Origin of the sequence: Pelagibius sp. 7325, assembly GCF_037652055.1 — a bacterium.
Lineage (GTDB): Bacteria > Pseudomonadota > Alphaproteobacteria > Kiloniellales > Kiloniellaceae > Pelagibius.
This window is the reverse complement of record NZ_JBBKAH010000003.1, coordinates 675359-689696: the sequence shown is the minus strand read 5'-3', so window position 1 is coordinate 689696 and position 14338 is coordinate 675359. Positions and strand designations below refer to the sequence as shown.

At 66.6% G+C, this 14338-nt stretch carries 13 protein-coding genes and 1 other annotated feature; of the genes, 6 read left to right on the top strand and 7 right to left on the bottom strand.

From position 1 onward, the window contains the following. Nucleotides 1–15: 15 nt before the first annotated feature. Nucleotides 16–1299, bottom strand: coding sequence for an NAD(P)/FAD-dependent oxidoreductase (locus WDC82_RS12300; RefSeq protein ID WP_340117611.1), 1284 nt, complete (start codon nt 1297–1299; stop codon nt 16–18). An 11-nt stretch (nt 1300–1310) separates the two neighbouring features. After that, nucleotides 1311–1622 (bottom strand): c-type cytochrome, encoded by a 312-nt coding sequence (locus tag WDC82_RS12295; protein ID WP_340117610.1) that lies wholly within the window; start codon nt 1620–1622, stop codon nt 1311–1313. 244 nt (nt 1623–1866) lie between these two features. Here WDC82_RS12295 and mscL point away from each other — a divergent pair, with 244 nt between their 5' ends. Continuing rightward, a complete protein-coding gene (mscL, locus tag WDC82_RS12290; RefSeq protein WP_340117609.1) occupies nt 1867–2313 on the top strand; it encodes a large conductance mechanosensitive channel protein MscL in 447 nt (148 codons plus the stop codon). Between the two features lie 64 nt (nt 2314–2377). Continuing rightward, complete coding sequence (locus WDC82_RS12285) at nt 2378–2851, top strand: GreA/GreB family elongation factor (RefSeq protein ID WP_340117608.1); 474 nt, start codon at nt 2378–2380, stop codon at nt 2849–2851. Nucleotides 2852–3118: 267 nt separating this feature from the next. Here WDC82_RS12285 and corA read toward each other — a convergent pair whose 3' ends face one another. The 5 genes from corA to WDC82_RS12260 all read right to left on the bottom strand — a co-directional run bounded on the left by corA (nt 3119) and on the right by WDC82_RS12260 (nt 8669). Next, nucleotides 3119–4090: a magnesium/cobalt transporter CorA gene (gene corA / locus WDC82_RS12280; protein ID WP_340117607.1), complete on the bottom strand. Its 972-nt coding sequence runs from the start codon at nt 4088–4090 to the stop codon at nt 3119–3121. A gap of 129 nt (nt 4091–4219) precedes the next feature. Beyond that, entirely contained in the window at nt 4220–5074 is an 855-nt protein-coding gene (locus WDC82_RS12275; protein WP_340117606.1) for a universal stress protein, read from the bottom strand. A gap of 8 nt (nt 5075–5082) precedes the next feature. After that, nucleotides 5083–6567 (bottom strand): SulP family inorganic anion transporter, encoded by a 1485-nt coding sequence (locus WDC82_RS12270; protein ID WP_340117605.1) that lies wholly within the window; start codon nt 6565–6567, stop codon nt 5083–5085. Nucleotides 6568–6634: 67 nt separating this feature from the next. Then, nucleotides 6635–6690, bottom strand: a sequence feature (sul1 is cis-regulatory element that is thought to sense ions involved in sulfur or methionine metabolism; They are found in Alphaproteobacteria). A gap of 93 nt (nt 6691–6783) precedes the next feature. Then, complete coding sequence (locus tag WDC82_RS12265; protein ID WP_340117604.1) at nt 6784–7563, bottom strand: cobalt-precorrin-6A reductase; 780 nt, start codon at nt 7561–7563, stop codon at nt 6784–6786. Continuing rightward, nucleotides 7560–8669, bottom strand: coding sequence for a cobalt-precorrin-5B (C(1))-methyltransferase (locus tag WDC82_RS12260; RefSeq protein WP_340117603.1), 1110 nt, complete (start codon nt 8667–8669; stop codon nt 7560–7562). The genes WDC82_RS12265 and WDC82_RS12260 overlap by 4 nt, the downstream gene beginning before the upstream one ends. A gap of 71 nt (nt 8670–8740) precedes the next feature. On the opposite strand from WDC82_RS12260, the gene cobA reads away from it, so the two are divergent. From cobA to WDC82_RS12240, 4 genes are all read left to right on the top strand, one after another. Further along, nucleotides 8741–9580 carry a uroporphyrinogen-III C-methyltransferase gene (gene cobA / locus WDC82_RS12255; RefSeq protein WP_340117602.1) on the top strand — a complete coding sequence of 280 codons (840 nt, stop codon included), beginning with the start codon at nt 8741–8743 and terminating at the stop codon, nt 9578–9580. Continuing rightward, nucleotides 9577–10929 carry a cobyrinate a,c-diamide synthase gene (locus WDC82_RS12250; protein WP_340117601.1) on the top strand — a complete coding sequence of 451 codons (1353 nt, stop codon included), beginning with the start codon at nt 9577–9579 and terminating at the stop codon, nt 10927–10929. Before cobA ends, WDC82_RS12250 begins: the two co-directional genes overlap by 4 nt. A 337-nt stretch (nt 10930–11266) precedes the next feature. Next, the gene (locus WDC82_RS12245) at nt 11267–12112 is read left to right on the top strand and encodes a mechanosensitive ion channel domain-containing protein (protein WP_340117600.1); all 846 of its coding nucleotides are present in this window, start codon (nt 11267–11269) and stop codon (nt 12110–12112) included. A gap of 147 nt (nt 12113–12259) precedes the next feature. Beyond that, a complete protein-coding gene (locus WDC82_RS12240) occupies nt 12260–14290 on the top strand; it encodes an AsmA family protein (RefSeq protein WP_340117599.1) in 2031 nt (676 codons plus the stop codon). Nucleotides 14291–14338 lie beyond the last annotated feature (48 nt).

Sequence of the window (14338 nt, the reverse complement as noted above, 5' to 3'; positions counted from 1 at the left end):
GCTGCAGAAGCTCGCTCAGCCAAAAATATCCTGCGTGATGCTGTCGTACCAGCCGCGGGCGTAGTCGGCCTCCCTCTGGCGGAAGCTGTGGTCGGCGTCTCCGGGGCTGAGGCCCCCGGCACCTTCCAGTTCGACAATCTTGCCGTCCTGCACGTTGTAGACACCGGCAACGGAGATGCCGTAGTCCGGCGCCACCAGGCTGTAGCAGGTGTTGACGAACTTCGGTGCTGCCGGATCCTGGCCGTTCAGTACCGAAGCGATGGCTGCGGCGGCGACCTTGGCCTGGGTCGAGGCGGCGAAGCCTGACTTCGGCATCGGCGCGGCGATGGTGGCGTCGCCGATGACATGGATGCCGGGCACCAGCGCCGACTCGAAGGTCGCCGGCTGCACGGGGCACCAGCGGGTGTTGTCGGCAAGGCCGGATTCCTGTGCGATCCTGCCCGCCTGCTGCGGCGGGATGAAGTTCACAACGTCGCCGGCCACCTCGCCGAAGTCGGTGTGCAGCGTCATCGTGTCCGCATCGACCCGCACCACGCGCCCGTCGTTCTCCAGGTTGCGGTAATCGATCATACCGGGATAGAGCTGCTCCCAGCCCTGCTTGAAGAGGCCCTGCTTCGAGAAGCTCTTCTTGGGGTCCAGGGCGATGATCTTGGACTTCGGCTTATGGGTCTTGAAGTAGTGGGCGACCATGCTGATGCGCTCGCCCGGGCCCGGCGGGCAGCGGAAGGGATTGTCCGGCGGCGAGATGACGAAGACGCCGCCGTCCGGCATGGCCTCCAATTGGCGTCGCAACAGGGTGGTCTGTGCCCCGGCCTTCCAGGCGTGCGGGATCTTCTCGACGATGGATTCATCGGCGCCCTCGATGGCACCCCACTTGAAGTCGATGCCCGGCGAGACAATCAGGCGGTCGTAAGGCACCGCGCTGCCGCCGGCCAGCCGGACTTCTTTTCTCTCGGCGTCGATGGCCGCGGCCAGGTCTTGGACCACAGTGACGCCGTGGCGGCGCAGCCCGTCGTAGCCGTGGGTAATGCGCCCGATGGGGTTGACGCCGCCAATCACCGTGTTGCTGAAGGGGCAGGTGACGAAGGTCTCGTTGGGCTCGATCAGCGTGACCTCGAGTCCGCTGTCGAAGCGGCGCAGGTACTTCGCGGCGGTGGCGCCGCCGAAGCCGCCGCCGATGACCACCACTTTCGCGGTGGCGGCCTTGGCGACGTAGGGCGCAGCGAAGGGAGCGGCTGCCGCGGCGGCCAGCAGGGTGTTGAAGCGACGGCGGCCAATGCGGATGCTTGTCTTGGTCATGGCTCTCCCCCTCACTTGCCACCGCTGAAGTAGGCGGCGAGCATCCTGATTTCCTCATCGGTGAAGCCCTTGGCGATGCGCACCATCACCGTCGACGGCTTGGAACCGTCGCGGAAGCGCATCAGGGTCTCGACGATATAGTCGGCCGACTTGCCGTCGATCGACGGCATGGCGCCGGCACTGTGGCCGTCGGTGCCGTGACAGGAAAAACAGGTGTTGGCCAGGATGGCGCCGCGGCGCTCGTCCGCCATGGCATTGCCGGCGCTGAACAGCAGTGCCGCCGCTAGGGCAAGCACCACCGGTCCCGCAAATTGGGTCTGCATGATTGGTCTCTCCCCACGTCCTTTTCGTTGTTCCGGGTCTTCATGACCGTACCCAGCGCGAAAATAGTGGCCCAAATAATTTTACGGCGCAATGTGGGAGAATAGCGTCAGTCTGGCCGTACTTCCTATTGTCCCTTCCGGTTCCTAGCCTAAGGATTTAATCTCAGCGATTATCGCCTGCGTCCCTGCCGTGCCGGGGGCGCCGGACGGGGGATGGTCGCGCAACCTCTTGGGGGACCAGGGAATGTTGAAAGAGTTCAAAGAATTCGCCATGCGGGGCAATGTCCTGGACATGGCGATCGGTATCGTCATCGGCGCCGCCTTCGGCAAGATTGTGACTTCATTCGTATCCGACATCCTGATGCCGCCCATCGGTCTGCTGCTCGGGGGGGTCGATTTTTCCAACATTTTCATCGTGCTCGGCGGCGGCGACTACGACTCGCTGGAAGCTGCCAAGGAAGCCGGTGCGGCGACCTGGAACATCGGCCTCTTCATCAACACCGTGATCGACTTCCTGATCATCGCCTTCGCCATCTTCCTGGTGGTCAAGGCGGTGAACAACATGAAGCGCAAGGAAGAGGTCGTGCCGCCGCCGGATCCCACGGAGAAGCCCTGCCCCTTCTGCGTCACGCCGATTCCCATCAAGGCGACGCGCTGCCCCCACTGTACCTCGCAGCTTGAACCGGCCTGACGACGATGGAAGGATGCCGCCTCGCTGGCATCCTTCCCTCTCTTCCGGAACCAGAAACCTATCGATGACGCAGGATATCCGCACCCTCATCACCCCTGAGGGCCTCGCCCGTTTTGAGCAAGAACTGAAGAAGCTGCAGGAAGAGCGCCACGAGGTCTGCGCCATCGTGTCCTGGGCCGCCGGCAACGGCGACCGCAGCGAGAACGGCGACTACATCTACAACAAGCAGCGCCTGCGCCAGATCGACAAGCGGTCCGGCTGGCTGGCGCGCCGCCTGAAGAACGCGACCGTCGTGCGCCCGCAGGAGCAGAGGGCGAACGGCAAGGTGCGCTTCGGCAGCTGCGTCACCTACATCGACGAAGATGACGTGAGCCACAGGGTGCGCATTGTCGGCTACGACGAGGCGGATCTGGCGCGCGGTGAAATCTCCATCGGCTCGCCGGTCGCCCGCGCCCTCATGGGCAAGAGCGCCGGCGAGGGCATCGAGGTGGAGACGCCTCAGGGCGTGAAGTACCTCGACATCGAGGCGGTGGAGTAGGCTAACCCGGATTTCTCAAACTATCGCGGGCGTCACGGAGGCGAATTTGACGACAGGCCAGGAGAGACGCGAAGAGCGTATCGGGAATACGGTCGAGCGGCTCGACGCCGCCTGTCGTCAAATTCGCCCCGCCCTTCGGGTCGCATCAGCAAGCGGGCGCGCGGCGTCCAAGCCCTCAACCGTAGTCCCTGCTACGCTTTTCGGGCTTCTCCTGGTGCGCCCGCTTGCTGATGCGATGACGCTCCGTGATAGTTTGAGAAATCCGGGCTAGAGCCAGCCGCGGCGCCAGAAGTACCACAGCGGCAGGGCCGCCGAGATGACCATCAGCAGGATGGCAAGGGGATAGCCCCAGGGCCACTCCAGTTCAGGCATGAAGTGGAAGTTCATGCCGTAGACCGATGCGATCAGCGTCGGCGGCAGGAAGGCGACCGCGGCGACCGAGAAGATCTTGATGATGGCGTTCTGCTCAATGTTGATCATGCCGAGCGAGGCATCCAGCAGGAAGGTGATCTTCTGGGACAGGAAGCTGGCGTGATCGGTCAGCGAGCGCGCATCGCGCGCGAGGGTCTTCACCCGGGAGCGGATGTCCTTGTCGCTTTTGCGGTGGGTGGTTGCCTGACCCAGGAAACCGATGAGCCGCTCCAGCGTGACCAGACTGTCCCGGATGTTCGAGATGAGATCGCCCTTGCGCCCGATCGCTTCGAGTACGGCCTGGAAATTGCGGCTGGTGGTCCGCATCACCTCCTTGTGCTGGAAGACGTCGTGGGAGATGCCGTCGATGTCGCGGCCGGCCCGCTCCAGGATGTCGGCGATGCGGTCCACGATGGCCTCGAGCAGGGCGACGAGCACCACTTCGCCGTTGGTGCAGCCCATCGCGACCTTCTCCGCGCGCATGGGAAAGGTCTGAAACGCGCGCGGTTCGTGGTAGCGGATCGTCACCAGCCGGTCCGCCGCCAGAACGAAGGTGACCGGGGCCATCAGCGGGTTGTCGCGGTCGGCCTGCGCGGGCAGCGTCGCCGTCATGAAGGCCGCGCCGTCCTCGTAGTAGAGCCGGGAGGAGACCTCGATCTCCTCCATCTCCTCGCGGGTCGGCAGGTCGACCCCGAGTTTCGCTTCCAGCCCGGCGGCTTCCTCGGCCGTCGGGCTCAGCAGATCGAACCAGACAATTCCGTCAATCGCATCGCCCGGCCGGTCGTCCAGCCGCAGGCGGCCGTCGGCGTTCAGGTATCGACGGATCACCGGTTGGGTCCTCCTGGTGTTGGCTCGGGTCGGCTCGGTCGTCGCTGTGCCGGCGGATCGGCGTCAGTCGAGGGGAGCCTAGCCCAGCTCTTGCCGGCAACCAAGTCGCCCGCCCGACCCTCGCAGGGCTCAGCGGAACAGCACGACGGGAACCTTACAGGAGCGGATCATTTCGGTCGTCGTCGAGCCGATGATGAGGCTGCGGATGCGTGAATGGCCGTAGGCGCCCATCACCAGCAGGTCGATCCCTTCGGACTCCACGGCCTGGGCAATGGCGGTCTCCGGCTGGCCCGGCAGAATGGCTGCATCGACGCGGTAGCCGCCGGCCTCCAGCAGCGCCTTGGCATCGTCCAGGCGCTTGCGGTTTTCCGGGCTGTCGGCGCCGGCGGTGATCAGGCGGCACTCCAGGCCGGCGAAGAGGTCGCTGCGGGCGATATGGTCGACCGCCTTCATGGCGCTGGTACCGCCGTCGTAGGCGATGAGGAACCGCCTGATCGGCCTGAAGGCACGCGCAGCGACGAAGACCGGCTTGTGGCTGGAGCGGATCACCCGCTCGAGGTTCGAGCCCAGGTGCAGCCTGGCGAAGTCGGCTGCCTCGCCGCGCTTTCCGACCACGATCATCGCGGCCTCCGCCTCCCATTCGGCGACGGTTTCCACGACGTCGCCGATGCGGAGTTTCGAGCTGACGCCGGCGCTGCCGTCGGCGGCAAGGCGCGCCTCCGCGTCTTCCAGGATCGCGCGGCCACGCCGCTGCGCCAGCTTGGCGCGCTGCTCGTCGAGGGCGCTCAATTCCTCCAGCAGGGCGGTGCGGGCACCCAGGGTGATGTTGCCGCTGAGGTTGGCCGGGGCGCTGGCGGTCTCGCGCCGCCCCAGGACGTGCAGCAGTTCGACCGTGGCGCCGGTGCGCCCGGCGATCCAGGCGGCGTGGTCGCACACACTCTCGGAATAGACCGAACCGTCGACCAAGGCGATGAGTTTGGTCATGCTTCCCCCTAGTGCCCCATCAGGCGTTCCAGCGCCCCGGGCCTATCGTGGACCGCGAGCCTGTCGACGATGGTCTCGCTGGCCTGGTTGAGGCCGATGATCTCGACCTCGGCGCCTTCGCGGCGGAATTTCAAGACGATCATATCCAAGGCGGCGACGCTGGAGATATCCCAGATGTGCGCGCGGCTGACGTCGATGGTGACCCGTTCCAGGGCTTCCTTGAAGTCGAAAGCGGCCGTGAAGTCGTCGGCCGAGGCGAAGAACACCTGCCCCTCGACGACATAGGTTCGCGCGGTGCCGTCTTCTGAGAGAGCCGAGGTGACGCGGAAGATCTGCGCGATCTTCCAGGAAAAGAAGATGCCCGACAGCAGAACGCCGACGAGCACGCCGATCGCCAGGTTATGGGTCAGCACGACGCAGACCACCGTCGCCAGCATGACGACGGAGGAGCTGCGCGGATGAAGCTTCAGGTTCTTGATCGATGACCAGCTGAAGGTGCCGATGGAGACCATGATCATAATGGCGACCAGCGCCGCCATGGGAATTTGCTTCACCCAGTCGCCCAGCACCACGATCATGAACAGCAGGAAGACCCCGGCACAGAAGGTCGAAAGGCGTCCGCGGCCGCCGGACTTCACGTTGATCATCGACTGGCCGATCATGGCACAGCCCGCCATGCCGCCGATGAAGCCGGTCGCGGTATTGGCGATGCCCTGGCCGATGCACTCCTGGTTCCGGTTGCTGGGGGTGTCGGTGAGGTCGTCAACGATAGTTGCCGTCATCAGCGATTCCAGCAGGCCCACCGCGGCCACTGCCGCCGAATAGGGCAGCACGATCATCAGGGTCTCAAGGTTGAGCGGGACGTCCGGCACCAGGAAGACCGGCAGTGTGGAGGGCAGCTCGCCCATGTCACCGACGGTGCGGACCTCGAGCCCGAGGGCCATGGCGGCGGCGGTCAGGACGATGATGCAGACAAGCGGAGAGGGGATCGACCTGGTGATGTAGGGGAAGAGGTAGATGATCGCGAGCCCGGCGGCGACCAGAACGTAGGTCAGCCAGGGAACACCGATCAGCTCCGGCAGCTGGGCCATGAAGATGAGGATCGCCAGGGCGTTCACGAAGCCGGTGATGACCGAGCGGGAGACGAAGCGCATGAGATAGCCGAGTCTCAGGAGCCCGGCGGCGATCTGCAGCACGCCCGCCACCACGGTCGCCGCCAGCAGATACTGCAGCCCGTGTTCCTTCACCAGGGTCACCATTAGAACCGCCGTCGCGGCGGTGGCGGCCGATATCATGCCCGGCCTGCCGCCCGTGATGGCCGTGAGGACCGCAATCGAGAAGGAAGCGAAGAGCCCGATCTTGGGGTCGACGCCCGCGATAATCGAAAAGGCGATGGCTTCGGGGATCAGAGCCAAGGCAACGACCAGCCCGGCCAGGACATCGCCGCGAATGTTGCCGATCCATTGATCGCGGTAGGCGAAGAAGACGTTCATGGAATTCCGCGGAAAGAGGGGCCGCACGGGATCGATGGATCCGCTGGATTGAGTATTGGTTTTGGAGTGTTTTCCGGCGGATCAGCGGCCGGCAGAGCCACCCGGGATCTCACCGGGTCCGTGCGTATCCGCCCTCTATAGGCGGAAAGTTGCTGCACCGCAACATAATAGGGCTTTTTTTGGCGGGAACGGGCGGTTCTCCGCGCCTGCAGAGGCTTACAGGCGGCCCTCGATCCAGCGCAAAGCCTCCTCCACGGTGCCGACGGTCTCCTCGGCCTCGTGCGGGGGGCGGTCGATCATGATGACCGGCAGGCCGAGTTCCCGCGCCACGGCGATCTTGGCGTAGGTCGCCTCGCCGCCGGAATTCTTGGTGACCAGCGCCTGGATGCCGTGTAGCGCAAAGAGCGCGCGCTCGCCGTTCACCTCGAAGGGGCCGCGGCCCAGCACCACTTCGTAGCGCTCCAGCGGCAGCTTTTCACGCGGTGAGTCCACCGTGCGCACCAGGAACCAGATGCCCGGCAAACCGGCGAAGGCGTCCAGTTCGCCGCGGCCGACGGCGAGGAAGACGCGCTCTGCGAGGCCCGGCAGCGCCTCGGCGGCGGCCTTTGTGTCGGCGACGTGGATCCACCTGTCGCCTGCGGTCGCGCGCCAGGGCGGGCGGGCAAGATGCAAACGCGGTGTGCCGCTGTCGCGGCAGGCGGCCGCCGCGTTGGCGGAGATGCGCGCGGCGTAGGGGTGGGTGGCGTCGACCACGAGGTCGATGCCTTCGCGCGTGAGATAGTCGGCCAGGGCCGTGACCCCGCCGAAGCCGCCGACCCGCAGGCCGCCCGGCAGGCTCGCCGGCTGCTCGGTGCGTCCGGCTAGCGAGGAGATCACCTCGACATCGTCGCGGCTGGCGAGATGCTCGGCCAGCTCCCGTGAATCGCCGGTGCCGCCCAGCAGCAGGATGCGGCGCGGTTTCGTTCCGGCCTGGTAGTGCGCAGTCTCTTTCGTCATGCGGGCCAGCCTGCCGCCTTGCCGGCGAGATTGCCAGTGCGATCGAACACCAGCACCTCGACCGCGGTTTCGGATGCTTCCCCCTTTTCAGCCAGCAGGCTGAGCGCGACGTGGCGCGCGCGCGCCGCCACCGCATCCGCCAGCGGCAGCCCGGCCGCGGTGGCAGCGTCGAGCACTTGCTTGGCGGTGTTGGCGCCGCGTGCCTCGGCGACCAGCGCCTCGGGCGCGCCAAGCTCGACGAGAATCAGGGCCAGGAGGTCGAAGTCCACTTGGCTCCTGCCCGAGTGCAGGTCGAGCGCCCCGGCGGCCAGCTTACAGAGCTTGCCGAAGCCGCCGGCCAGGGTGAGGCGGGGCAGGGGATGGCGGCGCAGGTATTTCAACAGGCCGCCGGCGAAGTCGCCCATGTCGAGCAGCGCCCCTTCCGGCAGACCGTAGAGCTTCTGCACAGCGGCCTCGGAAGTCGAACCGGTGCAGGCGGCAGCGTGGTCGATGCCGGTGGCGCGCGCCACGTCGATGCCTCTGTGAATCGAGTGGATCCAGGCCGCACAGGAAAACGGCACCACCACGCCGGTGGTGCCGAGAATGGAGAGGCCACCGAGAATGCCGAGGCGCGGGTTCCAGGTTTTCTGCGCCAGGGCCTCGCCGCCGTCTACCGAGATCTCGATCTCGACGTCGCCCGGGTCGCCATGGGCGGCGGCGATCTCGGCTATCACGCCTTGCATCATCCGGCGGGGGACGGGATTGATGGCCGGCTCGCCGACCGGCAGCGGCAGGCCGGGCTTGGTAACGGTGCCGACGCCGGGGCCGGCCGTGAAGGCAACGCCCGAGCCTGCCGCGCCGCGCCGCAGCGTCGCCTGCACGGTGGCCAGGTGGGTGACGTCGGGGTCGTCGCCGGCGTCCTTCACGATGGCCGCGCTGGCCCAGCCGTCGCCGAGGGCTTCGCGGGCCAGGGCGAAGGCCGGCTGCTCGCCCTTAGGCAGGGTGATGCTCACCGGGTCCGGGAAGCGGCCGGTCAGCAGCGCGGTATAGGCGGCCTTGGTCGCCGCCGTGGCGCAGGCTCCTGTGGTCCAGCCGCGCCGCAACGCGCCTTCCGGTTTGCGAGTCATGTCGCTATTCTACAATTTCAGGCTTTTCACTGACTAGGACAGCCGGACCCCCGGCGTCTAGAGTGCTCTCCATGGAACCTACCGATCTTTCTCTGCCGGCCTTCGAGCCGGGAAGCGTGTGGCTTGTCGGCGCCGGGCCGGGCGACCCGGGCCTGCTGACCCTGCACGCCGTGAATGGCCTCCAGCAGGCCGATGTGGTGGTCTACGATGCGCTGGTCGGCGCCGCGGTGCTGGACCTCGCGCGTCCCGATTGCCAGAAGATCCATGCCGGCAAGCGCGGCGGCAAGCCCTCGCCGGTGCAGGCCGACATTTCCCAGCGTCTGGTGCGCCTCGCCAAGGAGGGCAAGCGGGTGCTGCGCCTCAAAGGCGGCGATCCCTTCGTCTTCGGGCGTGGCGGCGAGGAAGCGCTGGCGCTGGTCGCCGCCGGGGTGCCCTTCCGCATCATCCCCGGCATCTCCGCCGGCATCGGGGGGCTCGCCTACGCCGGCATCCCGGTCACCCACCGCGACACCAACTCGACCGTTACCTTCGTCACCGGCCACGGCGTCGGCGGCGAAGTGCCCGACGGCATCGACTGGGCGGCGCTGGCCAAGGGCGCGCCGGTCATCGTGCTTTACATGGCGCTGAAGCACATCGGCACCATCGCGCAGAGACTGCTGAAGCACGGCCGAGCGGCCGTGGAGCCGGTCGCCGTGGTCAGCCAGGCGACACTGCCGGAACAGGTGATCCTGGAGACCACGCTCGGCACCTGCGCGGCCGATATCGCCGCCGCCGGTATCGAGCCGCCCTGCATCGTGGTGATCGGCGAGGTGGTGCGCCTGCGCAACGGCCTCGACTGGCAGGGCCTTGCCCACGGCCGTGTGCTCGACCCCAATCCCCTGGGACTTGCCCGGCAGCGCGAGACGGGATGATCCCCGGCCTTCTCCTCGCGGCCCCGGCATCGGGCAGCGGCAAGACCACCCTGACCCTCGCGCTGCTGCGGGCGCTGAAGGACCGGGGTATCGCCGTCTCCTCGGTGAAGGCGGGCCCGGACTATATCGACCCGGCCTTCCATCATGCCGCCGGCGGACGGCCCTGTCTCAATCTCGACGGCTGGGCGATGCGCCCGGAGACTCTCGCCGCCGCCCTCGCGCAGGCTGGTGAGGGCGCCGAGCTGATCCTTGGCGAGGGTGTCATGGGATTGTTCGATGGCGCGCCGGTCGCCGGCGGCCTGGCGGGGCTCGCCGCCGGCTCCACCGCCGAACTCGCGGCGCTGACCGGTTGGCCGGTTTTCCTGGTCATCGATTGCAAGGGCATGGGGGCGTCGGTTGCCGCTCTGGCGCGCGGCTTCGCCGGTTTCCATGAAGCCGTCGAGGTTGCCGGCGTGATCCTGAATAATGTTGCCAGCCCCCGCCACGAGGCCCTGCTGCGCGCCGCCTGCGAGGCCGCCGGGCTCAGGGTGTTCGGGGCGGTCGCCCGCAATGCGGCGCTCGCACGGCCGTCGCGCCATCTCGGCCTGGTGCAGGCCGGCGAGGATGTCGCCCTGGACGACTTCCTCTTGGCGGCAGCAGGCATCATCGCGGCTCAGGTTGACCTGGACGCTTTGCGCAGGGTGGCACGGCCCGCACGCCTCAGTGGGGCGACCACCTCGCCGCCAGCCCCGCCCCTGCCGCCGCTGGGCCAGCGCATCGCCGTCGCCCGCGACATCGCCTTCGCCTTCACCTATCCGCTGCTGCTGGAGGGCTGGCGCCGTGCCGGCGCGGAACTCGTGCCTTTCTCCCCGCTGGCCGACGAGGCGCCCGACGCGGCGGCAGATGCGGTCTACCTGCCCGGCGGCTATCCGGAGCTGCACGCCGGCCACCTTGCCGGTAGCCCTTGCTTTCTCGCCGGGCTGAGAGGGGCTGCGCGGCGCGGGGCCGTCATATACGGCGAGTGCGGCGGCTACATGGTGCTGGGGCAGGGGCTGGAGGACGCCGAGGGACTGCGCCACGCCATGGCCGGGTTGCTGCCGCTCGAAAGCTCCTTCAAGTCACCGCAGCGCCACCTCGGCTACCGTCGGGGCGTAACCCGGGCGGCGGGGCCACTTGGTCCGGCCGGTACCGCCTACCGGGGGCACGAATTCCACTATGCCTGTGTGCTGGGCGCCGAGGGGCCGTCGGAGACCGCTTTGTTCGACGCTGCGCCCGCTACGGCTTCGGCCGGGCCTAGCCTCGCCGTCGGCCAGCGTAACGGCGGCGTCTTCGGCTCCTTCCTGCATCTCGTCGACCGAGAAGCCTGTTGAGGCCGGTCGCGCGGAGATTTGGAGCGACTCTTCACCCTGGGTTGCAAGACGACACAGTTTTGTTTTTGGTTCGCAGGGGCCCGCTGGGCTGTAGTTCGGGCTCGATTCGGGGCGGATCAGGCAAAAACTCCTAGGACAACCTACGCAGACCATTCAATTTCCGCGGGTTGCTGTCTAGAATGACCGTCGAGCATCCGGCCAGCGCCGACTGACCGAAGCGATTCCCGCGCGGGTCCTGGGTCCGCCTGGCGAGAGAGGACGCGAATCGACAGCGGCGACCATGGCCGCGCCAAGCGGAAGCAACAGGCCAAGCGGAAGCAACAGGAAGGAAGGGTGGATGGATATCGGAGTGGGGGAGCAGTCTTTCGAGGAACTTTGGACGATGGTCGTCGCCTTGGTGACCAGCTACGGTCTCAGCGTCATCGGCGCCATCGTCATCCTGGTCGTCGGCTTCGTGATCGCCGGTTGGGTCCGTCGCAGCGTCGAGAAGGGGCTCAGCAAGTTCCGCAAGGTCGACGAGACGCTGCGCAGCTTCTTCTCCAGCCTGGCCTACTACGCCGTCATCGTCTTCACCATCATCGCCGTGCTGTCGCAGTTCGGCGTGGAGACGACCAGCTTCATCGCCGTTCTCGGCGCCGCCGGCCTGGCCATCGGCCTGGCGCTGCAGGGGACGCTCAGCAATGTTGCCGCCGGTGTCATGCTGCTGCTGTTTCGGCCGTTCAAGGTGGGCGACTACATAGACGGTGGCGGCCTCGCCGGCACGGTGAAGAGCATCAGCCTCTTCGTGACCGAGCTGGCGACACCGGACAACGTGCAGATCATCGCGCCGAACTCTCAGCTGTGGGGCTCGGCGATCAAGAACTACTCCTTTCATCCGACGCGGCGTGTCGACATTGCGCTGGGTATCGCGTACGAGGACGAGATCGACAAGGCCCTGGCCGCCATCGTGGAAGAGGCAAAGAAGGATTCCCGCGTGCTGGGTGATCCGGAGCCGATGGCCGCGGTGACCGACCTGGGCGACAGCTCGGTGAACTTCACCGTGCGCGTCTGGTGCAACGCCGCCGACTACTGGCCACTGAAATTCGACCTGACGAAGAACCTGAAGAACCGAATGGATGCCGAAGGCATCACCATCCCCTATCCGCAGCGCACCGTCCATACGGTCGGTGCCATGGTGGATTGATGGGGCGGCAAGGCTCTGAATGACCAACGGGAACGGCAGGCAGCCGCAGGCTGCTGAAACGGAACACTGGGTGGGACGACGCGTTATCGGGGGATAACGGCGCGGCTGCTGCGGTAGCGCGCGCTTCGATCGGAGGTTTTACAAGACATGAAGAAGCTGCTCATCGGCCTGGGCGTCCTCGTCGTGCTGCTGCTGGTGGCCGTCGTCGTCGTTCCCATGCTTATTCCCTTGGACAGCTACAAAGGCGAGATCCAGGCGCAGGTGAAGGAGAAGACTGGGCGAGACCTGCGCATCGACGGCGACATCTCCCTCTCATTGCTGCCGACGCTTGCGGTGTCTGTCGAGAACGTCGGTTTCGCCAATGCTCCCGGCGCCACCACGCCGGAGATGGCGACTATCGACCGCCTCGACGTTGCCCTGCAGATCCTGCCGCTGCTGAGCGGCGAGGTGGCGATCGACCGCTTCGTCCTGGAACAGCCGGTGATCAACCTGGAGGTCGACGCCGAGGGCAGACCGAACTGGCAGTTGCAGATGGCCGACGGCGCCGCGGCGCCCGCCGGCGGGACGGGCGGCGGTAGTGCCGCCGGCGACAGCGGCGCCGCGGTCGGCGAATTGCGCCTGGGCGACGTGCGCCTGATCGACGGCACACTGAACTACGTCGACCGCCGAAGCGGGCAGGAGCTGACGGTCAGCGAGGTGAACATGGAGCTGTCGCTGCCGTCGCTTGCCGAACCCTTCACGGCCGACGGCTCGGCCGTGTGGAACGGCAAGACCGTATCGCTGGAGGTCGATGCGGAGAACCCGCGCGCCCTGATGAACGGTGAGACCACCAACCTGGCGATGAACGTGGAGTCCGAGCCGGTGAACTTCACCTTCGACGGGGCCGCGCGCAACGCCGAGGCGCTGGGTCTGCAGGGCAAGCTGGCACTCGATGTGCCGTCGATCCGCGAACTGGCCGCCTGGACCGGCAATCCGCTCGATTTCCCCGGCGACGGGCTCGGGCCTTTCAATATCGCCGGCGACCTGGAAATGACGGGTGCCAAGGTGGCGCTGACCCAGGCGACGATCAAGCTGGACGAGATCAACGGCAATGGTCTCTTCGCGGTCGATGCCACCGGCGCCAAGCCGATGGTGAAGGCGGAGCTGACGGTCGATCAGCTGAACTTCAACCCCTACCTGCCGGCGGAACAGGAAGGTGCGGCCAGCGACGGCGGCCAGGCGGCGTCGGGCTCATCCGGAGGCGGTAATGGCGGCGCCGGCGGCGGCGAGTGGAGCGACGAGCCGATCGACGTCTCGGCGCTGGGCATGGCGAATGCCGACCTCGCCTTCAACGCCGGCGGCATCCAGTTCAAGGACGTAAAGATCGGCCAGAGCCAATTGACCGTCGTGCTGCAGGACAGCAAGCTGACCGCGGACCTCGCCGAGATGCAGCTCTATGACGGCGCCGGCAAGGGTAAGGTCGTGGTCGACGGCAGTGCTGCCAAGCCGTCCATCACCGCCGATTTCGATCTGGCGAACTTCCAGGCCGGGCCGTTCCTCAACGACGTTGCGAAGTTCGACCGCATTCTCGGCACCACCGAGAGCAAGGTGTCGGTGAAGACCACCGGCGCCAGCCAGCGCGAACTGGTCTCGAATCTTGCCGGCAATGGTGCGGTGGTGTTTCGCGATGGTGCCATCAAGGGCATCAACCTTGCCGCCATGATGCGCAACATTTCCACGACGGCCATCGAGCAGTCTTTCGACGATGCCGAAGCGACGGACTTTGCCGAACTGTCCGGCAGCTTCACCATCGAGAAAGGCATCGTCAGCAACAAGGACCTCTCGCTCATCGCGCCGCTGGTGCGCATGACCGGCGAGGGCACCGTGCCGCTGCCGCCGCGCACCGTCGACTATGTCGTGAAGCCGAAGCTGGTCGGCAGCATCGAGGGTCAGGGCAGCACCTCCGATCTGGCTGGTGTCGGCGTGCCGATCAAGGTTTCCGGACCTTGGAGCGACATCTCCTACAAGCCGGACCTCGAAGGGCTGTTGAAGGATCAGCTCAAGGATCCCTCGGCCGTCATCGAGCAGCTGCAGGACGGCGAAGGCGCCAAGGGCCTGCTGGAAGGTCTGAAGCCAGGCGGTGACAGCGGCGAGAGCACGTCGCCGCTCGATCTGAAGAAGAAGCTGTTCGGCAATTGACGGCGCCACGGCAGCGCGCCCCAAGGGCGGACACCGCAGAAGGTCATC